At 61.7% G+C, this 25,259-nt stretch carries 21 protein-coding genes; 17 read left to right on the forward strand and 4 right to left on the reverse strand.

The genetic code is table 11. From position 1 onward, the window contains the following. Positions 1-47: 47 nt before the first annotated feature. A complete protein-coding gene (ompR, locus tag M1D99_RS28600) occupies positions 48-788 on the reverse strand; it encodes an osmolarity response regulator transcription factor OmpR (protein ID WP_003196691.1) in 741 nt (246 codons plus the stop codon). Between the two features lie 358 nt (positions 789-1,146). Here ompR and M1D99_RS28605 point away from each other — a divergent pair, with 358 nt between their 5' ends. From M1D99_RS28605 to tauD, 7 genes are all read left to right on the forward strand, one after another. Continuing rightward, positions 1,147-3,471, forward strand: a complete 2,325-nt coding sequence (locus M1D99_RS28605; protein WP_186707304.1) for a Tex family protein — start codon at positions 1,147-1,149, stop codon at positions 3,469-3,471. Beyond that, a complete protein-coding gene (locus tag M1D99_RS28610) occupies positions 3,471-3,854 on the forward strand; it encodes a PaaI family thioesterase (RefSeq protein ID WP_122565189.1) in 384 nt (127 codons plus the stop codon). Before M1D99_RS28605 ends, M1D99_RS28610 begins: the two co-directional genes overlap by 1 nt. 270 nt (positions 3,855-4,124) lie before the next feature. Beyond that, positions 4,125-5,708: a glutamate--cysteine ligase gene (gene gshA / locus M1D99_RS28615; RefSeq protein WP_434573052.1), complete on the forward strand. Its 1,584-nt coding sequence runs from the start codon at positions 4,125-4,127 to the stop codon at positions 5,706-5,708. A gap of 248 nt (positions 5,709-5,956) precedes the next feature. Continuing rightward, complete coding sequence (gene tauA, locus M1D99_RS28620) at positions 5,957-6,934, forward strand: taurine ABC transporter substrate-binding protein (protein ID WP_458131160.1); 978 nt, start codon at positions 5,957-5,959, stop codon at positions 6,932-6,934. 20 nt (positions 6,935-6,954) lie between these two features. Continuing rightward, the gene (gene tauB, locus M1D99_RS28625; protein WP_458131161.1) at positions 6,955-7,749 is read left to right on the forward strand and encodes a taurine ABC transporter ATP-binding subunit; all 795 of its coding nucleotides are present in this window, start codon (positions 6,955-6,957) and stop codon (positions 7,747-7,749) included. Further along, positions 7,746-8,585, forward strand: a complete 840-nt coding sequence (gene tauC / locus M1D99_RS28630) for a taurine ABC transporter permease TauC (RefSeq protein ID WP_434573057.1) — start codon at positions 7,746-7,748, stop codon at positions 8,583-8,585. The genes tauB and tauC overlap by 4 nt, the downstream gene beginning before the upstream one ends. 50 nt (positions 8,586-8,635) lie before the next feature. Beyond that, positions 8,636-9,478, forward strand: a complete 843-nt coding sequence (tauD, locus tag M1D99_RS28635; protein ID WP_434573059.1) for a taurine dioxygenase — start codon at positions 8,636-8,638, stop codon at positions 9,476-9,478. A gap of 198 nt (positions 9,479-9,676) precedes the next feature. Here the strand turns inward: tauD and mgrA are convergent, their stop codons facing one another. Both mgrA and M1D99_RS28645 read right to left on the reverse strand, forming a co-directional pair. Beyond that, the gene (mgrA, locus tag M1D99_RS28640) at positions 9,677-10,714 is read right to left on the reverse strand and encodes an L-glyceraldehyde 3-phosphate reductase (protein ID WP_186707310.1); all 1,038 of its coding nucleotides are present in this window, start codon (positions 10,712-10,714) and stop codon (positions 9,677-9,679) included. 330 nt (positions 10,715-11,044) lie between these two features. Then, on the reverse strand, positions 11,045-11,935 hold the full coding sequence (locus M1D99_RS28645) for a LysR family transcriptional regulator (protein WP_186707311.1): 891 nt from the start codon (positions 11,933-11,935) through the stop codon (positions 11,045-11,047). Between the two features lie 129 nt (positions 11,936-12,064). Between M1D99_RS28645 and M1D99_RS28650 the strand changes: the two genes are divergently transcribed. Then, the gene (locus M1D99_RS28650) at positions 12,065-12,805 is read left to right on the forward strand and encodes an SDR family oxidoreductase (RefSeq protein ID WP_458131162.1); all 741 of its coding nucleotides are present in this window, start codon (positions 12,065-12,067) and stop codon (positions 12,803-12,805) included. Positions 12,806-12,971: 166 nt separating this feature from the next. Here the strand turns inward: M1D99_RS28650 and betT are convergent, their stop codons facing one another. Beyond that, positions 12,972-14,933 carry a choline transporter BetT gene (gene betT, locus M1D99_RS28655; RefSeq protein ID WP_186707338.1) on the reverse strand — a complete coding sequence of 654 codons (1,962 nt, stop codon included), beginning with the start codon at positions 14,931-14,933 and terminating at the stop codon, positions 12,972-12,974. 482 nt (positions 14,934-15,415) lie between these two features. Here betT and M1D99_RS28660 point away from each other — a divergent pair, with 482 nt between their 5' ends. The 9 genes from M1D99_RS28660 (at position 15,416) to M1D99_RS28700 (ending at position 25,259) form a co-directional block, all read left to right on the forward strand. Beyond that, on the forward strand, positions 15,416-16,408 hold the full coding sequence (locus M1D99_RS28660; RefSeq protein WP_458132173.1) for a D-cysteine desulfhydrase: 993 nt from the start codon (positions 15,416-15,418) through the stop codon (positions 16,406-16,408). A gap of 310 nt (positions 16,409-16,718) precedes the next feature. Beyond that, the gene (gene tcyJ / locus M1D99_RS28665) at positions 16,719-17,519 is read left to right on the forward strand and encodes a cystine ABC transporter substrate-binding protein (protein ID WP_186707313.1); all 801 of its coding nucleotides are present in this window, start codon (positions 16,719-16,721) and stop codon (positions 17,517-17,519) included. After that, complete coding sequence (tcyL, locus tag M1D99_RS28670; protein ID WP_186707314.1) at positions 17,519-18,184, forward strand: cystine ABC transporter permease; 666 nt, start codon at positions 17,519-17,521, stop codon at positions 18,182-18,184. The genes tcyJ and tcyL overlap by 1 nt, the downstream gene beginning before the upstream one ends. A gap of 3 nt (positions 18,185-18,187) precedes the next feature. After that, on the forward strand, positions 18,188-18,949 hold the full coding sequence (gene tcyN / locus M1D99_RS28675) for an L-cystine ABC transporter ATP-binding protein TcyN (protein WP_186707315.1): 762 nt from the start codon (positions 18,188-18,190) through the stop codon (positions 18,947-18,949). A 420-nt stretch (positions 18,950-19,369) separates the two neighbouring features. Further along, the gene (locus M1D99_RS28680) at positions 19,370-20,140 is read left to right on the forward strand and encodes a hypothetical protein (RefSeq protein WP_458131163.1); all 771 of its coding nucleotides are present in this window, start codon (positions 19,370-19,372) and stop codon (positions 20,138-20,140) included. A 331-nt stretch (positions 20,141-20,471) separates the two neighbouring features. Then, positions 20,472-21,713 carry an SfnB family sulfur acquisition oxidoreductase gene (locus M1D99_RS28685; protein WP_458131164.1) on the forward strand — a complete coding sequence of 414 codons (1,242 nt, stop codon included), beginning with the start codon at positions 20,472-20,474 and terminating at the stop codon, positions 21,711-21,713. Between the two features lie 23 nt (positions 21,714-21,736). Beyond that, a complete protein-coding gene (locus M1D99_RS28690) occupies positions 21,737-22,930 on the forward strand; it encodes an SfnB family sulfur acquisition oxidoreductase (RefSeq protein WP_458131165.1) in 1,194 nt (397 codons plus the stop codon). Further along, positions 22,930-24,288, forward strand: a complete 1,359-nt coding sequence (locus M1D99_RS28695; RefSeq protein ID WP_458131166.1) for an LLM class flavin-dependent oxidoreductase — start codon at positions 22,930-22,932, stop codon at positions 24,286-24,288. The genes M1D99_RS28690 and M1D99_RS28695 overlap by 1 nt, the downstream gene beginning before the upstream one ends. Before the next feature lie 161 nt (positions 24,289-24,449). Next, positions 24,450-25,259 (forward strand): MetQ/NlpA family ABC transporter substrate-binding protein, encoded by an 810-nt coding sequence (locus M1D99_RS28700; protein WP_458131167.1) that lies wholly within the window; start codon positions 24,450-24,452, stop codon positions 25,257-25,259.

Below are 25,259 nucleotides of genomic sequence, written 5' to 3' on the forward strand. Positions count from 1 at the left end.
AGAAGACATTTCAACCGGCCAGGCCACCCGCTCCTACAAATCGCCGATCACTTGCTGGCGGCGCCATCCGGCACGAACACATAACCGACGCCCCAGACGGTCTGGATGTACCGCGGCTTGGAAGGATCGGGCTCGATCATCCGGCGCAGGCGGGAAATCTGCACGTCGATGGAGCGCTCCAGCGCATCCCACTCACGGCCACGGGCCAGGTTCATCAGTTTGTCGCGGGTCAGCGGCTGGCGAGCGTTCATCACCAGGGCCTTGAGCACGGCGAACTCACCGGTGGTGAGCATGTGGACCTCATCGCCGCGCTTGAGCTCGCGGGTGGCCAGGGACAGTTCATAGTCGCCGAAGGTCACGCTTTCGTCTTCGCTGCCCGGCGCACCCGGCACCGGTGCCGACTGGCGACGCAGCACCGCCTTGACGCGGGCCATCAGCTCGTCGGGGTTGAACGGCTTGGCCAGGTAATCGTCGGCGCCCAGTTCAAGACCCTTGATACGGCTCAGCTCGTCGCCCTTGGCGGTGAGCATGATGATCGGGATCTGGTTGTTGGCGCCGCGCAGGCGGCGGCAGGCAGTCAGGCCGTCTTCGCCGGGCAGCATCAGGTCGAGTACGACCAGGTTGAACACTTCACGGGCCAGCAACCGGTCCATTTGCTCGGTGTTCGGAACGGTGCGGGCGCGGTAGCCCTTGCTGACGAAAAAACGCTCCAGCAGGCTGCTCAGCCCTGGATCGTCGTCAACAATCAGAATTTTTTCGCCTTCAGCAGTTTGTGCAGTGCTGCTCATAGGAAGCTCCTTTGATCTTGGCGCGCATTATGGCTTAGCTGCCGTTATACGCACCGTGTGCATTGTTAGCAGATTTTTCCTCTATCTCCAGCAAACCGCCCATCAAAGCCACATTCCACAACGCCCCCCGAACAGCGGAACGCTGGTTATAATGCGCGGCCCTTTGTGCCAGGGCAGACCGGATCGCCGGATCGGCGCCGCGCTTTATTATCTTGGCCAGGCAGCACTTTTTGAATTTCGCGGGTCAACAGGCAGCCTTTTGACCCAGGCAGCGGCGCATGCCAGGCCGCTCAACCAGTCTCGCCGAGCCCTGTTTCTGCGGTGGCGAGCCTGATTTCACAATTTGTCAGGTGGTTTTATGGACAGCATCAACAGCCGCATCGCCGAGGAACTCGGTGTACGCCCACAGCAGGTCGAAGCGGCCGTCGCGCTACTCGATGAAGGCTCCACGGTGCCTTTCATCGCCCGTTACCGGAAAGAAGTGACCGGCAGCCTCGATGACACCCAATTGCGGCATCTGGAAGAGCGCCTGCGCTACCTGCGAGAACTCGACGAACGGCGCATCAGCATCCTGGCCAGCATCCAGGAGCAGGGCAAGCTGACCCCGCAACTCGAGCGCGACATCAAGTTGGCCGACACCAAGACCCGTCTCGAAGACTTGTACCTGCCCTACAAGCAAAAGCGCCGCACCAAGGGCCAGATCGCCCTGGAAGCCGGCCTCGGCGAGCTGGCCGACGGCCTGTTCAACGACCCGACCCTGGCCCCGGAAACCGAAGCCGCGCGCTTCGTCGATGCCGAAAAAGGCGTGGCGGACGTGAAGGCGGCGCTGGAAGGCGCCAAGTACATCCTCATGGAGCGTTTCGCCGAAGACGCCAACCTGCTGGAAAAGCTGCGCAGCTACCTCAAGCAGGAAGCCACCCTCAGCGCCCGGGTCATCGCCGGCAAGGAAGAGGAAGGCGCGAAGTTCCGCGACTATTTCGAACACGACGAACCGCTCAAGAGCATGCCGTCCCACCGCGCCCTGGCGATTTTCCGTGGTCGCAACGAAGGCATTCTCAGTTCTGCACTGAAGGTCGGTGAAGAATTGCCCGGCACCATGCACCCGTGCGAAGGCATGATCGGCCAGCAGTTTGGCATCCAGAACCAGAACCGCGCCGCCGACAAATGGCTGGCCGAAGTGGTGCGCTGGACCTGGAAGGTCAAGCTCTACACCCATCTGGAAACCGACCTGCTGGGCGAGTTGCGTGACAACGCCGAGACCGAGGCGATCAACGTGTTCGCCCACAACCTGCACGACCTGTTGCTGGCCGCGCCGGCCGGCCCGCGCGCCACCCTGGGCCTTGACCCGGGCCTGCGCACCGGTTGCAAGGTAGCCGTAGTGGATTCCACCGGCAAACTGCTGGACCACGCCACGGTCTACCCGCACGTGCCGCACAATAAGTGGGACCAGACCCTCGCCGTGCTCGCCGCCCTGTGCGCCAAGCATTCGGTGGACCTGATCGCCATCGGCAACGGCACCGCCAGCCGTGAGACCGACAAGCTGGCCGCCGAGCTGATCAAGAAATACCCAGCCATGAAGATGACCAAGGTCATGGTCTCCGAGGCCGGCGCTTCGGTTTACTCGGCGTCGGAACTGGCTTCCAAGGAATTCCCGGACCTGGACGTGTCGATCCGTGGCGCGGTGTCCATCGCCCGTCGCCTGCAGGATCCACTGGCAGAGCTGGTGAAGATCGACCCTAAATCCATTGGTGTCGGCCAGTACCAGCACGACGTCTCCCAACTGAAACTGGCGCGCGGCCTGGACGCCGTGGTGGAAGATTGCGTGAACGCCGTGGGCGTGGACGTGAACACCGCTTCGGTGGCGCTGTTGGCGCGCATTTCCGGCCTGAACGCCACGCTGGCGCAGAACATCGTCACCCACCGTGACGAACACGGCGCGTTCAAGACCCGCGCCGCGCTGAAGAAGGTCCCACGCCTGGGCGAGAAAACCTTCGAACAGGCCGCCGGTTTCCTACGAGTCATGAATGGCGACAATCCGCTCGATTCGTCGGCGGTCCACCCTGAAGCCTACCCGCTGGTGCAACGTATCGCCGCCCAGACCGACCGCGACATCCGCTCGCTGATCGGTGACGCCGCGTTCCTCAAGCGCCTGGATCCGAAGAAATTCACCGACGAAACCTTCGGCCTGCCGACCGTGACCGACATCCTGCAAGAACTGGAGAAACCGGGCCGCGACCCACGTCCAGAGTTCAAGACCGCCGAGTTCCAGGACGGCGTCGAAGACCTCAAGGACCTGCAACCGGGCATGATCCTCGAAGGCGTGGTGACCAACGTCACCAACTTCGGTGCCTTCGTCGACATCGGCGTGCACCAGGACGGCCTGGTACACATCTCGGCCTTGTCCGAGAAGTTCATCAAGGACCCGCGCGAAGCGGTGAAGGCCGGTGATGTGGTGAAAGTGAAGGTCATGGAAGTCGACATCCCACGCAAACGCGTCGGCCTGTCGATGCGCATGAGCGACACGCCGGGCGAGAAAGTCGACGGTGCCCGTGGTGCGCGTCCTGGCTCGACGCCACGCCAGTCGCAAAACACCGCGCCGCGCAAGGAAACCGCCACCGCAGCCCCGGCGAACAGCGCCATGGCTTCGTTGTTCGCCAACGCCAAGCAGTTGAAGAAACGCTGATGGACGCACCGGCCGGGTTGGTGGAGAGCGCGTTCTTCAAGCTGCTCGGCTGCCGTCTGCAGAGCCTTGGGGATGGGGTGGCGCAAGTCGCCCTGAGCCTCGAGCCGCCGCTGCGCAACCGCGGCGGCAAGCTGCACGGCGGCGCGCTGTTCAGCCTGGTGGACATTGCCATGGGACTGGCCTGCTCCAGTGTCCATGGCTTTGACCAGCAGAGCGCGACCATCGAATGCAAGATCAACTACATTCGCGCCGTGTCCGACGGCGACGTGTTGTGCACCGCCCGGGTCATCCACCCCGGCCGGCGCACGCTGGTGGTCGAGGCCGAGGTGATGCAAGGCGACAAACTGGTCGCAAAAGCGCAAGGCACGTTCGCTGTCCTATAGCTCCCTGTCATCGATTTGAGTTAATTTCGACGCATGAATGCGGTGTCGAAATTTCTCCGTGGGAGCGGGCTTGCTCGCGAAGGCGGTGTGTCAGGCGACTACAATGTTGACTGACAGTCCCTATTCGCGAGCAAGCCCGCTCCCACAGGGGATCGAGGCGATCAGTCCTTGACCCAAAAAACCAGGCGAAAACGCCAGTTTTAACTTCACCCTTGTAGACCGTCTTGCCCACCCCCATATTGGGGCGACTGACGCGTGAAGGAATTCAACTTGAGCGACCTTTTAAACCGCCGCCTGGCCCTGCTCGGCGAGCGCGCCAACCTCTCCCTGCTCGAACAGTGCCTGCACGGCATCGAGCGTGAATGCCTGCGCGTCACTGGCGATGGGCGCCTGGCGCAGACCCCGCATCCCAAGGCCCTGGGCTCGGCGTTGACCAACGAGCAGATCACCACCGACTATTCCGAGTCGCTGCTGGAGTTCATCACGCCGGCCCTGGCCGACCCAGCCGATACCCTGCGCAGCCTCGACAAGATCCACCGGTTCGCCTACAGCAAGCTCGGCGACGAGTACTTGTGGAGCCCCTCGATGCCGTGCCCGTTGCCGGCGGAAGAAAACATTCCGATCGCGTATTACGGCACCTCGAATATCGGTCGGCTCAAGTACGTCTATCGCCAGGGCCTGGCCCTGCGCTACGGCAAGACCATGCAATGCATTGCCGGGATCCACTACAACTTTTCCCTGCCGGAAAAACTCTGGCCACTGCTCCGGCAGGACGAAGCCGCCGAGGTGAGCGACCGTGACTTCCAGTCGTCGGCCTACATCGCGCTGATCCGCAATTTCCGCCGCTACAGCTGGTTGCTGATGTACCTGTTCGGTGCCTCGCCGGCCCTGGACATCGGTTTCCTGCGAGGCCGTCCGCACCAGTTGGAGCAGTTGGATCCGGACACCTTGTACCTGCCCTACGCCACCAGCCTGCGCATGAGCGACCTGGGTTACCAAAGCAACGCCCAAGCCGGCCTCACGCCGTGCTACAACGACCTGGCGAGCTACACCGACAGCCTGCGCAAAGCGGTGGCGACGCCCTACGCACCGTACGTCGAAGTCGGCACGCACCAGAACGGCGAGTGGGTGCAGCTCAATACCAACATCCTGCAGATCGAAAACGAGTATTACTCCAACATCCGCCCCAAACGCGTGACCTACACCGGCGAGCGGCCGATCCAGGCCTTGATGGCCCGGGGTATCCAGTACGTCGAAGTGCGTTGCCTGGACATTAACCCGTTCCTGCCGATGGGCATCGATCTCACCGAGTCGCGCTTCCTCGATGCGTTCCTGCTGTATTGCGGCCTCAACGACAGCCCGCAGCTGGAAAACAACGAATGCGGCAACGCCACCAGCAACTTCCTGACCGTGGTCAAGGAAGGCCGCAAGCCTGGCCTGCAATTGCAGCGTCAGGGCCAAGCGGTGGATATGCAGACCTGGGCCGTCGAATTGCTGGAAAAAATCGCCCCGCTGGCCTCGTTGCTCGACCAGAGCCAGGGTGGCGATGCCCACCGCCAGGCCCTGGATGCGCAACTGGCGAAAGTCCGCGACCCGTCCTTGACCCCTTCCGCCCAGGTGCTGGCCGCCATGGCCGAACACCAGGAAAGCTTCGCCCAGTTCTCCCTGCGCCAGAGCAAGGCCCACGCCGAGTTCTTCCGCGCCGAGCCGTTGCCTGCCCAGGAGCAAGCGACGTTCGAGGAAACTGCCCGTAAGTCATTGGTCCAGCAGGCCGAGCTGGAACAGAACGAGGTGGGGGATTTCGATGTGTTCGTGGGCTCGTATCAGGCGAGCATCCTGGCGATCAGTAACTGAATCCCGGGGTACGAGAACGCTTTTTGTGGCGAGGGAGCTTGCTCCCGCTCGGCTGCGCAGCAGTCGTGAAAACGGGCCTGCTGCGCAGTCCAGCGGGAGCAAGCTCCCTCGCCACAAAGGTTCCGAGCCGCTCTCGATAGATTTTTTCGAAAATAAGCTCATTCGAAAAAGTTATTTATTTTCTAATTCTTAGATCATTTAGTCTCCTCCAACGCCGAACTCCCGGCGGCCTGTTGAGGAGCTTCCCCATGTCTTTGCGCTTCCCCCTTCGCCTTCTCGCAGCCGCCTCCCTGGCTGCAACGAGTCTTTTTGCCCAGGCGGCCGACCTGACCGTCGCTTACCAGACCACCGTCGACCCGGCCAAAGTCGCCCAGGCCGATGGCGCCTATGAAAAAGCCACCCAAGCCAAGATCGACTGGCGCAAGTTCGACAATGGCGCCGACGTCATCACTGCCATTGCCTCGGGCGATGTGCAGATCGGCTACCTCGGTTCCAGCCCGTTGACTGCGGCCATTACCCGCCAGGTCCCGGTGGAAATCTTCCTCATCGCCACGCAGATCGGCGCCGCCGAAGCCTTGGTGGTGCGTGACGGCTCTGGCATCAATTCACCAAAAGACCTGATCGGCAAGAAAATCGCCGTGCCGTTCGTCTCCACGGGCCACTACAGCCTGCTCGCCGCGTTGAAGCACTGGAACATCGACCCGTCGACAGTCACCGTGCTCAACCTGGCGCCACCGGCCATCATCGCTGCCTGGAAGCGTGGCGACATCGACGCCACTTATGTCTGGGACCCGGCCCTGGGCGTGGCCAAGGAAAACGGCAAGGTGCTGATCACCTCCGCGGAGCTGGCCAAGTTCGGCGCACCGACCTTCGACGCCTGGATCGTGCGCAAGGACTTCGCCCAGAAGCATCCCGAGATTGTCACCGCCTTCGCTAAAGTGACCCTGGATGCCTACGCCCAGTACCGCAAGGACCCGCAGGCCTGGCTGGCCGATGCGTCCAACGTCGACAAACTGGTGAAGCTCTCCGGCGCCAAGGCCAGCGATATCCCGCTGTTGCTGCAAGGCAACGTCTTCCCCCTGGCAGCCGATCAGGTCGTGAGCCTCGGCGCGCCGACTACCCAAGCCATCACCGACACCGCGGCGTTCCTGAAGGAGCAAGGCAAGGTCGACGCCGTGCTGCCGGACTACGCACCGTACGTCAGCGCCAAATACATCACTCGCTGATCGAAAAAGGGAGACACGCGATGGCCTTGCTACAGCTGGAGCGCATCAGCGCACAGTACCCCGGCGAGACGGAACCGGTGCTGGCGGATATATCCCTGACCCTGGGGCCGAAGCAATTACTGGTTGCGCTCGGCCCGTCCGGCAGCGGCAAGACCTCGCTGTTGAACCTGATTGCCGGGTTCGTCGAGCCCAGCGCCGGACAGATCACCCTCGACGGCACACCCGTCAAGGGCCCGGGCGCCGAGCGCGGCGTGGTGTTCCAGGACGATGCGCTGCTGCCTTGGCAAGACGTGTTGGCAAACGTTGGGTTCGGCCTGGAACTGGCCGGGGTCGCCAAGCAAACGCGCGAAACCCGGGCTCGGGAAATGCTGGCACTGGTGGACCTGGCCGGCTTCGAGCAACGCCGCGTCTGGCAGCTCTCCGGCGGCCAGAAACAACGTGTTGGCCTGGCCCGGGCATTGGCGGCCGACCCTCGCGTGCTGTTGATGGACGAACCGTTCGGTGCCCTGGATGCCTTCACCCGCGAGCAGATGCAGGAACTGTTGCTGCAGGTCTGGCAGCGCACCGCCAAGCCGGTGTTCCTGATCACCCATGACATTGAAGAAGCGGTGTTCCTTGCCACTGACTTGATTCTGCTGGCACCGAACCCGGGGCAAATCGTCGAGCGCCTGAGCCTGGATTTCGGCCAGCGCTACGGGGCCGGAGAATCGGCGCGCTCGATCAAGTCCGACCCGCGCTTCATCGAAACCCGCGAGCATGTGCTCGCCAAAGTGTTCTCCCAACGCAGCGCCACTCGGCCACAGGAGCGCGCATGAGCAGCTATGAAATTCCAGCGGTGGTCCGTGACGCGGCGACCAAGCCCACGGCCCGTGGCTTGAGACTCCACCTGAGCACGCGCTGGATCAGCGGCTTGACCCTGATCACCTTGCTGGTGATCTGGTGGGCCGTCACCGCCAGCGGCCTGATCGAACCGCTGTTCCTGCCCTCACCGTCGGCCGTGCTGGAAAAAGGCTGGCTGCTGGCGACTCGCGGCTACATGGATTCCACCCTCTGGCAGCACTTGGCCGCCAGCCTTGAACGCATTGGCCTGGGACTGTTGTTCGCGGTGCTGACGGCGGTGCCGGTGGGCATCGCCATCGGCGCCAACCGCATCGCGCGCGGCGTGCTCGATCCGTTGATCGAGTTCTACCGGCCGATTCCACCGTTAGCGTACCTGCCGTTGATCGTGATCTGGTGCGGCATCGGCGAGCTGTCGAAGGTGCTGCTGATCTACCTGGCGATCTTCGCCCCGATTGCCATTGCCACCGCCACCGGCGTGCGCACGGTCGATCGGGTCAAACTGCGCGCGGCGCAATCGTTGGGTGCCACGCGGGCTCAGTTGATTCGCCATGTGATCGTGCCTAGTGCCCTGCCGGACATTCTCACCGGCATTCGCATTGGCCTGGGTGTGGGTTGGTCGACGCTGGTGGCCGCCGAACTGATTGCCGCCACCAGTGGCCTGGGGTTCATGGTGCAGTCGGCGGCGCAGTTCCTCGTTACTGACGTGGTGGTGCTGGGCATCCTGGTGATCGCACTGATCGCCTTCGCCATGGAAATGGGCCTGCGCGCCCTGCAACGCAAACTGGTGCCGTGGCACGGCCAGACCCATTGATATCCAATGACCACGCCGACCATTCGGCGCCCCAGACCGAGAACATTGCGATGAACCGTCCGACCATTACGCCTTTGAGCACCGCCCTCGGCGCGCAGATCGATGGGATCGACATCAGCCAGCCGCTGAGCCTGGCGGATCGCGACACCGTTAAGCAGGCGCTGCTTGAGCATCAGGTATTGTTTTTCCGCGACCAGCCGATCGAGCCGCCCCAGCAGGCACGCTTCGCCGCGTATTTTGGCGACCTGCACATTCATCCGATCTACCCCAACGTGCCGGAGCAGCCCGAAGTATTGGTGCTCGACACCGCCGTCACCGATGTGCGCGACAACGCCGTGTGGCACACCGACGTGACCTTTCTCCCGACGCCCGCCCTGGGCGCGGTGCTCAGCGCCAAGCTGCTACCGGCGGTGGGTGGCGATACGTTGTGGGCCAGCGGCATCGCCGCCTACGAAGCCTTGTCGACGCCCATGAAACGTTTGCTGGAAGGCCTGACGGCCACCCACGATTTCACCCGCTCGTTTCCGTTGGAGCGGTTTGGCAATAGCGCCGAGGACCTGGCGCGCTGGGAAGAAGCACGGCGAAAAAACCCGCCGCTGTCCCATCCGGTGATCCGCACTCACCCGGTGAGCGGGCGACGGTCGATGTTCGTCAATGAAGGCTTCACCACGCGCATCAACGAGCTGTCGGACACCGAGAGCGAGGTGATCCTGAAACTGCTCTTCGCCCATGCCACCCGCCCGGAGTTCACCCTGCGCTGGCGCTGGCAGGTCAACGACGTGGCGTTCTGGGACAACCGCGTCACCCAGCATTTTGCCGTGGACGACTACCGCCCTGCCCGGAGGGTGATGCACCGTGCGACGGTGTTGGGGGATGTGCCGTTTTTCAGGTGAGTGTCTTGCCCGAATGGTTTTCCGGGGTAACGCATATCCCCGTGGCGAGGGAGCTTGCTCCCGCTCGACTGCGCAGCGGTCGCAAAATCTGTCCCACTGCTTTTCCTGATACGCAGTGTTGAATGGGTTTGGGGCCGCTTCGCGGCCCAGCGGGAGCAAGCTCCCTCGCCACAGGGATTTGTGTGCACCCTCCTTGCGTTACTCAGCCGACGAAGGCTTCTCCCAAAGATTGATCCCGCCTTCCTGGGCAAACCGGTCGATCTCGGCCAGTTCGTCGGCGCTGAAACTCAAATTCTGCAACGCCGCGACGTTCTCGATGATCTGCTCCGGCCGGCTGGCGCCGATCAGGGCGGAGGTGATCCGTGGGTCGCGCAAAGTCCAGGCCAGAGCCATCTGGGCCAGGCTCTGGCCGCGTCGCTGGGCGATCTCATTGAGCGCCCGCACGTGGGCAAGGTTCTCCTGCGACAAGTGCGAAGCCTGCAACGAACCGCCCCCCGGACGATTCACTCGGGCATCGGCCGGAACGCCCTTGAGGTACTTGTCGGTCAGCAGGCCTTGGGCCAAGGGGGTGAAGGCGATCACACCCGTACCCAATTCCTCGGTGGCATCCAGCAGGTCTTTTTCCACCCAGCGGTTGAGCAGGTTGTAGGCCGGTTGGTGAATCAGCAAGGGGACTTTCCATTCCTTGAGCAGCGCCGCCATTTCCCGGGTCTTCACTCCGGAATACGAGGAAATGCCGATGTACAGCGCCTTGCCCTGCTGCACCGCAGTGGCCAGCGCACTGGCGGTTTCTTCCAGGGGCGTATCGGGGTCGAAACGGTGGGAATAAAAGATATCCACATAGTCCAGCCCCAGGCGCTGCAGGCTCTGGTCGAGGCTGGCCAGCACGTATTTGCGCGAGCCCCCGCCCTGGCCGTAAGGCCCCGGCCACATGTCCCAACCGGCCTTGCTGGAGATGATCAACTCATCGCGGTACTGCTTGAAGTCTTCGCGCAGCAAGCGGCCGAAATTGATCTCGGCGCTGCCGTAGGGCGGGCCGTAATTGTTCGCCAGGTCGAAATGGTTGATGCCCAGGTCGAACGCCGTGCGCAGCAAGGCGCGCTGGGTGTCGATGGGCGTGCTGTCGCCAAAGTTATGCCACAACCCCAGCGACAACGCCGGCAGCACCAGCCCGCTGCGCCCGACGCGGCGGTAAGGAATGGACTCGTAGCGGTTTTGCGCAGCGGTGTAGGTCATCGAAAAGGCTCTCTGTTCGGACGGCTGGAGGCAGAAGCTAACATTTCACAGACGCCTCGGTCAGGCGGAAAGTTCGCGAATCAGGTGTGGGAGCGAGCTTGCTCGCGAACGCATCTGCCCAGACAACCCAGAACCCGTGGCGAGGGAGCTTGCTCCCGCTGGCCTGCGCAGCAGGGCCCCAGCATGCTGACAGGCAGAACGCGTTGTTTGATTTTACGACTGCTGCGCAACCGAGCGGGAGCAAGCTCCCTCGCCACAGGGGCTTGGCAATGGCCGGAATTTGGTACCCATCCCACAGGGTTTTGCAGTGCGAGGAAATCGGGGACCACGTTAACGCGCCTGCGCAAACACCTCCGCCACCCAATCCACAAACACGCGAACCCGCGGCGACATGAGTCGGTTGTGCGGATAGAGCACCGACACCGGCATGGACGGTGGTGGGGTGTGGGTGAGGACCTCCTGCATCAGGCCCTGCCGGATCGGCTCTTCCATTCGGTAATGCGGGCATTGGATCAGGCCCAGGCCGGCGATGGCCGAGGCGGCGTAGATTTCCGCGCCGGACACCGACAACGTCCCCCCGATCGGCACCTCCTTGAGTTCGCCATCGACCATGAACTCAAACGGATAGAGCTTGGCGGTGGTCCGCGAGACGTAATTCACTGCCCGGTGATGCTTCAAGTCATCGAGGCTTTTCGGTTCGCCGTACTGGCGAAGGTAACCGGGACTGGCACAGGTGATCTGCCGAAGATTGGCGACACGCCGACCAATCAATGAAGAGTCCGCCAACGTACCGGAGCGCAGCACGCAATCGACGCCTTCGGCTATCAGGTCAACGAAACGATCTGCTTCGCTGATGAACAGTTCTATTTCGGGGTAGCGGGCCATGAATTGCGGCAATGCCGGAATGACGAAATACCTGGCCTGGGTGCCGTGCAGGTCCACCCTCAGTTTGCCTTTTGGCGCCACGCCACGAAACGCCAGTTCGGCTTCTTCCAGCTCCGCCAGCAATTGCACGCAGCGCGGGTAATAGGCTTCGCCGTCGAGGGTCGGGCGCACCTTGCGGGTGCTGCGCTCCAGCAAACGCACGCCCAGCCAGGCTTCGAATTGGTTGAGTGTGTGGGTCAGCGTGGCCCGGGGCATGTTCAGGTCTTCAGCGGCCAGGGTGAAACTGCTGCGCTCGTAGATGCGGACAAACACCCTCATTGCCTTGACCTGATCCATCTGAATCCTGCGCTCTGATTGTTGGGAAATGTTGAACAGTCAAGGCAACTTTCCGGCATTTATCGCCAAGAGTAAACATGTGAATCTGGCTTCAACGACTCAAGCCTCAACAACAAAGGGAACCCTCACATGACTGTTCAAAACTCGAAAGTTGCCATCGTGACCGGCGCCTCCCGCGGCATCGGCGCCGAAATCGCCAAGCAACTGGCTGGCGAAGGTTTTGCCGTTGTCGTCAATTACGCCAACAGCGCCAGCGAGGCATCAAAATTGGTGGTGCAGTTGCGCCAGGCCGGCCACCAAGCCATAGCGGTCAAGGCAGACGTATCCTCCGCCGCCGATGTCCGTCGGCTGTTCGATGAAACCGAAGCGCAGTTGGGCAAGGTCGATGTGTTGATCAACAACGCCGGCATCCTCCAGGTGATGCCCCTGGCGCAGCACAGCGACGAGTTGTTCGACCAGACGTTCGCCATCAACACCCGTGGCACCTTCAACACCCTGCGCGAAGCCGCGAGCCGACTGAACGACGGCGGCCGGATCGTGAATTTTTCCAGCAGCACCGTAGGCCTGAACCTGCCCGGCTACTCGGTGTACATCGCCAGCAAGGCGGCGGTGGAATCCTTGACCCAGGTATTTGCCAAGGAACTGCGCGGTCGCCAGATCACGGTCAATGCCGTAGCTCCCGGCCCGGTCGCCACTGAGCTGTTCATGCACGGCAAGAGTGAGGAGCAGGTGCACCACTACGCCAAGATGCCGCCCCTGGAGCGCCTCGGCCAGCCGCAGGACATTGCCAGCATCATCGCGTTCCTGGTGAGCCCGGCCGCGGGCTGGGTGAATGGGCAGATCTTGCGGGCCAATGGCGGGCTGGTCTGAGGTTTAGTTCTGTGGCGAGGGAGCTTGCTCCCGCTGGGTCGCGAAGCGGCCCTGTTTTTGGGACTGCTACGCAGCCCAGCGGGAGCAAGCTCCCTCGCCACGGTTTGTATGTTTGCCTGTGGCATCTACTTAACTGACAGGCATTAGGCACTGCGGTCCCTTTGGGTCACCGCACCAAATGCAGGAACTGCAGGTGCCGCTCGTACTGGTCGAGGATGTCGTTGATGACTTGCTCCTTGGTGTAGCCCACTAGGTCGTAATCCTGGCTGCCTTCGCTCAAGTGCACCTCGGCGCGGTAGTAACGACGGTTGTTCAATTGCTTGGACCCCATGCCGCCACGGGCGAAGGACGGCGTGAAGTAGCCGCGCATCTGCACCTGGTAGATGAACGGATGCTGCTCGCCATGGCCAATCTCCAGGCTGACGCTGTCGTTGGCCGGGTCGGGCTGGGTCACCACCGTCAGGCCCTTCTCGGCAAACACCGCGGTCACTTCTTCAATGGCCGGGCGCACCGTGGTGTCGAGAAAACGGTACACCTCATCACGGGACGGGAAATGCACCGCCTGGCTCAAGCGTTGGCGCCAGCCGCCCGTGCCCCGACGTGAACCCGAGACCGGTGCCAGGGAATGCAATTGTGCGATCTGCTTCTGGGATTCCAGGTAGAACGCCTTGTGCAGGCCCCACATCATCAGCAAGAGAATCAGCGAGAACGGCAGGGACGTCAGCACCACCGCCGACTTCAAGGCATCGATGCTGCCGGAGAACAACAACGCACTGGTCACCAGGGCGGTCATCGCGCCCCAGAACACTCGCAACCATTTCGGCCCGTCCTCGTCGGGGTTGCCACCCTTGGCCGACAGCGTCGACAGCACCACGGTGCCTGAGTCGGCGGACGTGACGAAAAACACGAAGCTGATGAACACCGTGACCGCGATGACGGTCTTGCTCCAGGGGTAGGTCTCCAGCAGCAGGTAAAGGCTCATCGATGGGTTTTCCAGGGCAGACATGCCCAGGGCGCTCATGCCGTGGTTCAACACCTGGTCGATGGCGCTGTTGCCGAAGATCGACATCCACGCCAGGGTGAACCCCAGGGGAATCAGCAGCACGCCAAAGACAAATTCACGGATGGTGCGACCGCGGGAAATCCGGGCGATGAACAGCCCCACGAACGGCGACCACGCGATCCACCAGGCCCAGTAGAACACCGTCCAGCCACCCAGCCAGTCGCTGGGTTCGTTGTAGGCGTACAGGTCGAAACTCTTCATCGGCAGGGCGCCGAGGTAATCGCCGATGTTCTGGATCAAGGTGTTGAGCAAATGCTGGGTCGGGCCGGCGAACAACACGAACAGCAACAACGCGCAGGCCAGCAGCATGTTGATGTCGGACATGACCCGCACGCCCTTGTCGACGCCGGCCACGGCGACGATGATCGCCGCCCCCATCATCAGCACGATCAGGCCGACCTGAATCCATTGGGTGTGGGCGATGCCGAACAGATAATCGAGCCCGGAATTGAGGTGCAGCACACCAAAGCCCATGTCCGCGCCGAGGCCGAACACCGTCGCGATAATGCCGAAGCCGTCCACGGCGTAACCGATGGGACCGTTGATGCGCTTGCCGATCAGCGGGTAAAGCGCCGAGCGCAGGGCCAGGGGCAAATTGTGCCGGTAGGCGAAGTACGCCAGGGCCATGCCGACGAACGCAAAAACGCCCCAGCCATGCAGGCCCCAGTGCAAGAACAAGATCTGCATGGCCTGGCGCGCTGCCTGCGCGGTACCGGCTTCACCCTGGGGTGGCTGCACCATGTGAGTCAGCGGCTCGGACACGCAGAAGAAAAACAGCGTGATGCTGATGCCGGCGGCGAACAACATGCCGGCCCAGGACAGATAACTGAATTCGGGCTCGTCGTGGTCGGCACCGAGCTTGATCTTGCCGTAGCCGGACAAGGCGGTGACCACCACGAAGACCAGATACAGCGTCATCGCCAGCATGTAGTACCAGCCGACCGTATTGGCCGCCCAGTTCTGCGCGGCCAGCAACCAGGCGCCGGCCTGCGCAGGCATGGCGATCACCACCAGGCCGAACAGCAAAATGAAAGTCGCAGCGAAGTAAAAGACCGGCGGGTTCATGCGGACCAGGCCGCTGGGTGGAAGGGACGAAGCGCTCATGAACGAAGCACCTCGGGAAGCGAAAGGGCGGCAGTGATATACGGACTCGGCAAAGGCAAGCCTCCTGTTGTGAGCGGGCAGCAAACCGACGGTTTAACTTGAATGAACGTTCAAGTTAAACATGAATAGGCAGCTAAGGACTAATCGCAGGGCTAAACGGCATGTTTCCTACACTAGCTTACGGGTGGGTATGACGGTGCCAGTAGAGCATTCGTTCATTAGCGGCAATCCCAAAGTGGGAGCGGGCTTGCTCGCGAAGGCGTCGGCATATCCAACATCATCGGTACAGACAGATCGCTTTCGCGAGCAAGCCCGCTCCCACAGGTCAAGTACAGGACAAGCGGACGGTGTCGCCAGATTCAAGCTCGGACAAAAACATGCCGGTTGCCCCTGAATATCTGCATGCCTATAGTCCAGGCATCGCCTACAACCAGTACGGACCCATGATCAAACAACAGCTGTCTCGCTTTAACCGTCTCGACCTGCTCGGCCATCCGACACCGCTGGAAAAACTCGACCGCCTCTCCACCTGGCTCGGCCGCGACCTCTATATCAAGCGCGACGACCTGACGCCCCTGGCCTTGGGCGGCAACAAACTGCGCAAGCTCGAATACCTGGCCGCCGATGCCATCGCCCAGGGCGCCGATACCCTCATCACCGCCGGGGCGATCCAATCCAACCACGTACGCCAGACCGCCGCCCTCGCCGCGAAGCTCGGCCTGGGTTGCGTGGCCTTGCTGGAAAACCCCATCGGCACCGAAGACAGCAATTACCTGGGCAATGGCAACCGGCTGCTGCTGGAGCTGTTCGACGCCAAGGTCGAATTGGTGGCAAACCTGGACAACGCCGATGAGCAATTGCAGGCCCTCGCCGGTCGCCTGCGCAGCAATGGGAAAAAGCCCTATCTGGTGCCGATTGGTGGTTCGAACGCCTTGGGTGCGCTGGGTTATATACGCGCCGGCCTGGAACTGGCCGAGCAGATCAAGGACACCGGGATCGAGTTCGCCGCCGTGGTATTGGCCTCGGGCAGTGCCGGGACCCACAGTGGCCTGGCGTTGGCCTTGAGCGAAAGCCTGCCGGCGCTTCCGGTCATTGGCGTCACGGTTTCGCGCAGCGAGGAAGACCAGTTTCCGAAGGTCCAGGGCCTGGCCGAGCGCACGGCCGCGTTGCTCGAAATCGCCCTGCCAGAAGCGTTCAAAGTGATCCTGTGGGACGAGTATTTCGCCCCTCGCTACGGCGAACCGAACGCCGGGACACTGGCGGCGATCAAGCTGCTGGCCAGCCAGGAAGGGCTGTTGCTCGATCCGGTCTACACCGGCAAGGCCATGGCCGGCCTGCTTGACGGCGTGGGTCGCAACCGCTTCGACGAAGGCCCGATCATCTTCCTGCACACCGGCGGCGCACCGGCGCTGTTTGCCTACAGCGCGGCGTTCTGAGGTGTTGGGGAAACCTCCATGTGGGAGCGAGCCTGCTCGCGATAGCGGTGGATCAGCCAAGATTAATTTAGCTGACAGACCATCGCGAGCAGGCTCGCTCCCACAGGAGACTTCCATTACATATTGGAATATGTAGATGATTTAATATTATTTTCCAATCTATAAAAGCCACCCTATAGTCTCGCCGCAGGCGCATTTGCCGCGAGACGCCCAGGCTGCTTTAAGGCAGGATGTGGCAATCTTTTTGGATCGCGGCTACGCCTTATCTCAGCCAAAATAACCTCTTCATAAGAAAACACAGGGGCTTGTCATGAATTTTTCCGCATTACGTCGCAACCTGCTGGTGGGTTCGCTGGGCCTGGCATTGAGCGCCGGCCTGTTGGGGCAAGCGGTTGCCGGTGAGCAACTGCAGAAAATCAAGGATGCCGGTGAAATCAAGATCGGCTTGGAAGGCACTTATCCACCGTTCAGCTTCGTGGATGAAAGCGGCAAACTGACCGGCTTCGAAGTGGAGTTTTCCGAAGCCCTGGCCAAGGAGCTGGGTGTGAAGGTCAAGCTGCAGACCACCCCATGGGCGGGCATTCTCGCGGCCCTGGAATCCAAGCGTCTGGACGCCGTGGTCAACCAAGTCACCATCTCCGAGGAACGTAAGAAAAAGTACGACTTCTCCGAGCCGTACACCGTTTCCGGGATTCAAGCGCTGGTCCTGACCAAGAAAGCAGCCGATCTGAACATCAAATCGGCAGCTGACCTGGGCGGTAAAAAAGTCGGCGTTGGCTTGGGCACCAATTACGAACAGTGGGTCAAAGCCAACGTACCCACCGCCGATGTGCGCACCTACGAAGATGACCCGACCAAGTTCCAGGATCTACGCGTAGGCCGCATTGACGCCATCCTGATCGATCGCCTGGCCGCGCTGGAATACGCCAAGAAAGCCAAGGACACGACGGCCGCCGGCGAAGCCTTCTCGCGCCAGGAATCCGGTATTGCCCTGCGCAAAGGCGAGCCTGAACTGCTGGCCGCCGTGAACAAAGCCATCGAAAAACTTCGCGCCGACGGTACGCTGAAAAAACTCTCGGAAAAATATTTCGACGCTGACGTCACCCAATAATGGAAGCAGCACTTCAACTCGCACTGGACTCCGCGCCCTTCTTGCTCAAGGGCGCGTACTACACGGTCATCCTCAGCCTCGGCGGCATGTTCTTCGGCTTGCTGCTGGGGTTCGGCCTGGCGCTGATGCGCCTGTCGCGTCTCAAGGTGATCAACTGGATCGCCCGCATGTACGTGTCGTTCTTTCGCGGCACGCCATTGCTGGTGCAGTTATTCCTGATCTACTACGGACTGCCGCAACTGGGCCTCGAACTTGACCCACTGCCGGCGGCGCTTATCGGTTTCTCGCTGAACATGGCTGCCTATGCGTGTGAAATCCTGCGGGCCGCCATCAGTTCCATCGAGCGCGGCCAGTGGGAAGCCGCGGCGAGTATCGGCATGACCCGCGCGCAGACCCTGCGCCGGGCCATCCTGCCGCAAGCCGCACGCACGGCCCTGCCACCGCTGGGCAACAGCTTCATTTCCCTGGTCAAGGACACCGCGCTGGCGGCGACCATCCAGGTACCGGAGCTGTTTCGCCAGGCGCAGTTGATCACCGCGCGAACCTTCGAAATCTTCACCATGTACCTTGCCGCCGCGCTGATCTACTGGGTTCTTGCCACCGTGCTCTCGCACCTGCAGAACGTATTGGAAGCCCGGGTCAATCGGCACGACCAGGAGTCCTGACCCATGATTGTCGTGGAAAAACTGACAAAACAGTTCAAGGGTCAGGTGGTGCTCAACGGCATCGACCTGAAGATCGAAGAAGGCGAAGTGGTTGCGATCATCGGCCCCAGCGGCTCGGGCAAGACCACGTTCCTGCGCTGCCTGAACTTCCTCGAAGAGCCTACCAGCGGCCGGATCAAGGTCGGCGACATCGAAATCGATGGCAGCCGACCGCTGAACCAGCAACAGGGGCTGGTGCGCCGCTTGCGCCAGCAGGTGGGCTTCGTGTTCCAGAACTTCAACCTGTTCCCCCATCGCACCGCGTTGGAAAATGTCACCGAAGGCCCGCAGGTGGTGAAAAAAGTCCCCCGTGCCGAAGCCGAAGCCCTGGGGCGCAAGCTGTTGGCCAAGGTCGGGCTGGCCGGCAAGGAGGATGCCTACCCTCGGCGCCTTTCCGGCGGCCAGCAACAGCGCGTGGCGATTGCCCGGGCGTTGGCGATGGAACCGGCGGTGATCCTGTTCGACGAGCCAACCTCGGCCCTCGATCCGGAATTGGTAGGCGAGGTCCTGGCAACCATTCGCGGCCTGGCCGAAGAAAAACGCACCATGGTCATCGTGACCCACGAAATGGGCTTTGCCCGGGACGTGGCCAACCGTGTGGTGTTTTTCGACAAAGGCGTGATCGTCGAACAAGGCGAAGCCAAGGCCTTGTTTGCAGCGCCCAAGGAAGAACGCACGCGACAGTTCCTCAGCAAGTTCCTCTCTGCCGGACACGGCGATCAGTAAGTAAGTGTGCATCACTTCCAGGGATGGAAGTCATGCCACTACATAACTAACACATCATCGCTACTCACTTCACACAAACGACACAACTTGCAACTTCTGCCTCACCAACCTCCTCAACTATTTATAGCGTTTCAAATACCGGGAAGCCTGGGAAAACTACCTGTGGCGCCGAGTATTCTTGACAGACAAGCGTAGGACGTTTCTGAAGCCCTTCATAATGAGTTATTAAGCAACCCACTCTATTGACACTGAAACTATAGAGCCCTTATCTAGTGCCCGACAGGCGACGTACATGACTTTAGTTGCGCAATGATTTAGCGCAGACAGCCCATATAACTGCCTAAATAAAATAGGCCGTATTATCCGTCGCCTTTGATCTTTCTGAAACGGACTTAGTTTTCAAGCATCAAGGAGAACACCATGACATGTAAGTCGAAGAGTCCCGAACTGGCCGCCCCGACCCTGGCCAATACCCACCCTGCGGGCATCAACATCGCCAGCGCCGCTCACCTGGAAGTTGTCATCGCACCTTACCCCGGCATGGACGCGGGTGACCTGATCGAATTGTTCTGGGACAACTGCTACGTCGGCTCGCGTGTGCTCTCACAAGCCGACGTGCTGGACGGCATCACGATGCGCATCCCGGAGAGTTTCATCGTCAACGGGACCTCGCGCATCCATTATCGGGTGATGCAGGTTGGTCGCGGGCCGGCGCTGTCAACCAAGCAACGGGTCCAGGTCAAGCTCGACTGTCCCGGCGGCCAGCCCTCGGCCTTGAGCGGCGATGAAAACCAGGGCCTGGCGCCGGTGCGCATTCCCGCCGCCATCCGACGCCAAGGGGTGAACCCGAACCAGATCAAACGTGGCGTACCGCTGACCATCGACCCCTACCTGAACATGGCCGCCGGCGACGCCGTGACCCTGCGCTGGGGCGACGTGCGCATGGACCTGCCGGCGGTCACCGCCAGCGAAGTCGGCCAGCCAATCAATATCTGGGTCCCGCCGCAAATCATTCTGGAAGCGGGAGAAGACCTGCGCCTGGAAGTGACCTATTGCGTCCTCGACCGCGTGGGCAACAACTCCCACTGGGCACCGCCACGGACGTTGAAGATTGGTTATGCCAATCCGTATCTGAACACCTCACCGAAACAGGCGTTCATGGCCGCCGAAACGCGCCGCCGAGAGCCCTGATGCAACCCTTCCTGCGGCCTACAGGCTTTTGTGGCGAGGGAGCTTGCTCCCGCTTGGGCTGTGGGAGCATGCTCCCTCGCCACAAAAGCTGCCTGGCCCTCGCTGAGCGTATGGCCTTCAAATTAAAACCAACCTATCCATATTCCTAAAAGTTAGTTCAAAAAAAATTTATACGCGCTTAGGGTATATGGACCGGACCACCGGACATTCTTGATTTTTACTCGTCGCAATCACCGCGGCGTTTCTTGAGATGTGAGGTGGGTATGGAACGGAACACAATCACCCCAGCGCAGTATGCCAAGGCACTGCCCGCAGCCACGGAGTGGCTGTAATGTCGGATCTGGCGCAAGCAAAGGTCCAGAGCGACCTGGACATCGCCCCCCTGCTGTTGCCCGCACAAGTGCTGCGCAACGATGCCGAGGCGATCAAAGCCGCCCACGAACTGGCACAGGTCGCTCGTCAACAAGCGGCGCGTCGTGACCAGCAACGCAAGCTGCCTTGGGCTGAAATCGAGCAATTCACCCGCAGCGGCCTGGGCAGCATCGCCATTCCCCGGGCATACGGCGGCCCGCAGGTTTCGTTCGTCACCCTGGCCGATGTGTTCGCGATCATTTCCGCTGCCGACCCGGCCCTCGGGCAGATCCCGCAAAACCAGTTTGGCGTGCTCCAACTGATTCTCGGCACCGGCACCGAGCGGCAGAAGAAAATCCTGCTGCAAAGCGTGCTCGATGGCTGGCGCATCGGTAATGCCGGGCCCGAACGTGGCACTCGCAATACCCTTGAACTCAAGGCCCGGATCAGCGCCGACGGTGACGGCTTCGTCATTAATGGCCAGAAGTTCTATTCCACTGGGGCGCTGTTTGCCCACTGGGTCGCGGTCAAGGCGCTGAATGACGAAGGTCGGCAGGTGCTGGCGTTCGTGCGGCGCGGCACCCCGGGCCTGCGGATCGTCGACGATTGGTCGGGCTTCGGCCAGCGCACCACGGCCAGTGGCACCGTGCTGCTGAACAATGTACGGGTGGATGCCGAGTTGGTCCTGGATAACTGGCGCATCAACGATACGCCCGGTGTGCAAGGGGCGATTTCCCAACTGATTCAGGCCGCCATCGATGCCGGCATCGCCCGTGGCGCCATCGACGATGCCATCGCCTTCGTGCGCGAACGCGCCCGGCCTTGGATCGACGCCAAAGTCGACCGCGCCAGTGACGACCTCTACGTGATCGCCGACATCGGCATGCTGAAAATCGAACTGCACGCCGCCGAAGCATTGCTGCGCAAGGCTGGACAGGTACTGGACCAGGTCAGCGCCGCCCCCATCACGGCGCAATCGTCCGCCCGCGCCTCGATTGCCGTGGCCGAAGCCAAGGCGCTCACCACCGAGATCGCCCTGCAGGCCAGCGAAAAACTGTTCGAACTGGCCGGCAGCCGCGCCACCCTCGCTGAATTCAACCTCGATCGCCACTGGCGCAACGCCCGGGTCCACACCCTGCACGACCCGGTGCGCTGGAAATATCACGCGATAGGCGCCTACCACCTGAACGGCACCTTACCGGCCCGACATTCCTGGATCTGACGACCCGACCTCTGGAGCAGCACATGCCGTTTTCCCAACACGTCGCGGTGATCACCAGCGATGAACAAGCCCTGATCGTGGCCAGTGACCTGGCCGATGACTTCAAGCGCGACAGCGCCCTGCGCGACCGTGAGCGCCGCTTGCCGTATCCGGAACTGGAAGCTTTCTCCCGCTCCGGCCTGTGGGGCATCAGTGTGCCCAAGGCCTACGGCGGCGCCGGTGTGTCCAACGTCACCCTGGCCAAAGTGATCGCCCTGATTTCCCAGGCCGACGGCTCTCTTGGGCAGATCCCCCAGAATCATTTCTACGCCCTGGAAGTGCTGCGGGTAAACGGCAACGAAGCGCAGAAGCAACGTTTGTACGCCGAAGTCCTGGCCGGCCAACGCTTTGGCAATGCCTTGGCCGAGCTTGGCACCAAGACCGCCCACGACCGCGTCACTCAACTGCGCCGCGACGGCGAGGGTTATCGCATCAACGGGCGCAAGTTCTACGCCACCGGCGCGATCTACGCCCAGCGCATCCCCACGTCGGTGGTGGATGAAAATGGCGTGCAGCAACTGGCGTTCGTCCCCCGCAACAGCCAAGGCCTGACGGTGATCGATGACTGGAGCGGTTTCGGCCAGCGCACCACCGGCAGTGGTTCGGTGGTGTTCGAAGACGTGTACGTCACTGCCGACGACATCGTGCCTTTCCAGAGCGCCTTCGAACGGCCCACACCGGTGGGGCCGCTGGCGCAGATTCTTCACGCCGCCATCGACACCGGCATCGCCCGCGCCGCCTATGAAGACGCTTTGCATTTTGTCCGCAGCAAAACCCGGCCCTGGATCGATGCCACCAGCGATGTCGCCACCGAAGACCCGCACACCCTCAAGAGTTTCGGCCAACTGAGTATCCGCCTGCACGCCGCCGAAGCCCTGTTGGAACGCGCCGGTGAATTCCTCGACCGGGCCCAGGCCGCCCCCCGGGCCGACACGGTCGCCGCCGCCTCGATTGCCGTGGCCGAAGCCCGCGCCATCAGCACCGAGATTTCCCTCGCCGCCAGCAGCACGCTGTTCGAGCTGGCCGGCAGCCAGGCGACCCTGGCCGAGCATGGTCTCGACCGCCACTGGCGCAACGCCCGGGTGCACACCCTGCATGACCCGGTGCGCTGGAAATACCACGCGGTGGGCAACTTCTACCTCAACGATGAAAAACCGCCGCTGCGGGGGACGATCTGATGGCGGTCGGGAAGAAGAAAATCCTCCTCAATGCGTTCAACATGAACTGCATCGGGCACATCAATCATGGCCTGTGGACCCATCCACAGGACACATCGACCCAGTACAACACGATCGAATACTGGACCAACCTGGCGCAATTGCTCGAGCGCGGCTTGTTCGACGGGCTGTTCATCGCCGACATCGTCGGGGTCTACGACGTGTATCAACAGTCGGTGGACGTGACGCTCAAGGAGTCGATCCAACTGCCGGTCAATGACCCGCTGCTGCTGGTCTCCGCGATGGCCGCCGTGACGAAAAACCTGGGTTTCGGCCTCACCGCCAACCTGACCTACGAACCGCCCTACCTGTTCGCCCGACGCATGAGCACCCTCGATCACCTGAGTCGCGGCCGGGTCGGCTGGAACATCGTCACCGGCTACCTGGACAGTGCCGCCAAAGCCATGGGCCTGAAGGCGCAGGTCGAGCATGACCGGCGCTACGACCAGGCCGACGAATACCTGCAAGTGCTCTACAAATTATGGGAAGGCAGTTGGGAAAACGACGCGGTCATCAACGACCGCGAGCAGCGAATCTATGCCCGGCCGGAGAAAGTGCACAAGGTCCGGCACCAAGGCGAGTTCTACCAGGTCGAGGGCTATCATCTTTGCGAGCCCTCGCCCCAACGCACGCCGGTGCTGTTCCAGGCTGGCAGCTCCGAGCGCGGTTTGTCGTTCGCCGGGCAGCATGCCGAGTGCGTGTTCATCAGTGGCCAGAACAAACCGGCGACCAAGGTCCAGGTGGACAAGGTTCGCGCCAGCGCCATCGAGGCCGGGCGCAACCCCGAAGACATCAAGGTGTTCATGGGCCTGAACGTGATCGTCGGCGAGACCGAAGCCGCCGCCTGGGCCAAGCATGCCGAGTACTTGGGGTACGCCAGCGCCGAGGCCGGGGTGGCGCACTTCTCCGCGTCAACGGGGATCGATTTTTCCCAGTACGAACTGGACGAGCCGATCCAGTACGTCAAGAGCAACGCGATCCAGTCGGCCACCAAGACCTTGCAGAACAACGATTGGACCCGGCGCAAATTGCTCGAACAGCACGCCTTGGGCGGTCGCTACATCACGGTGGTTGGCTCACCCGAACAGGTGGCCGATGAGCTGGAGTCGTGGATCGCCGAAACCGGCCTCGACGGCTTCAACCTGACCCGCATCGTCATGCCGCAAAGCTACGTGGATTTCATCGACCTGGTGATCCCCGAGTTGCAGCGACGCGGCTCGTACAAGACCGAATACGACAGCGGCACCCTGCGCGAGAAGCTGTTTCACGCAGGGGCCCGGTTGCCCGAACAACACACTGGCTCGACCTACCGACACTGACCCCGGGGCTACCGACACTGATCCTGTGGCGAGGGAGCTTGCTCCCGCTGGTGGGCGAAGCCCGCCCAAAAAGGCTTTGGGGCCACTTCGTAGCCCAGCGGGAGCAAGCTCCCTCGCCACAAAGGCCTGAGACTCATCCATTAATGACTGGAATAACCGACATGACCAAACACTTCCTCACCCTGCCAGTCAAAACCCTGGCCCTGGCCCTCGGCCTGTTCAGCTCGGCGCTGTATGCCGCCGACGCACCGTTGAAGATCGGCACCACCGCCGCCTTCGCCATTCCCCTGGAAGCGGCGGTCGAAGAAGCCGACAAGCAGGGCCTGAAAGTCGAGCTGGTGGAGTTCAGCGACTGGATCGCGCCCAATGTCAGCCTGGCCTCCGGTGATATCGACGTGAATTACTTCCAGCACATCCCGTTCCTGGAAAATGCCAAGGCCGCCGCCGGATTCGACCTGGTGCCCTTCGCCCCGGGGATCATCAACAACGTCGGCCTCTATTCGAAAAAATACAAAAGCTTCGACGAACTGCCCAAAGGCGCCAGCGTCGCCATCGCCAACGACCCGATCAACAGCGGTCGCGGCCTGCAATTGCTGGCCAAGGCCAGGCTGATCAGCCTCAAGCCGGGCGTCGGCTACAAGGCCACCGAAGACGACATCGTCGCCAACCCGAAGCAACTCAAGATCCTGCAAGTCGAAGCCGTGCAACTGGTACGCGCCTATGAGGACGCCGACCTGGTGCAGGGATATCCGGCCTACATCCGCCTGGCCAAGACTTTCGATGCCAGTTCCGCCTTGCTGTTCGACGGCCTCGATCACAAGGAATACGTGATTCAGTTCGTGATCCAACCCAAGAGCAAGGACGACCCGCGGCTGATCAAGTTCGTCGACATCTACCAACACTCGCCCGCCGTGCGCGCCGCCCTGGACAAGGCCCATGGCAAGCTCTACCAAGCCGGCTGGGAAGGCTGA

The organism is Pseudomonas sp. R3-41, assembly GCF_054161485.1.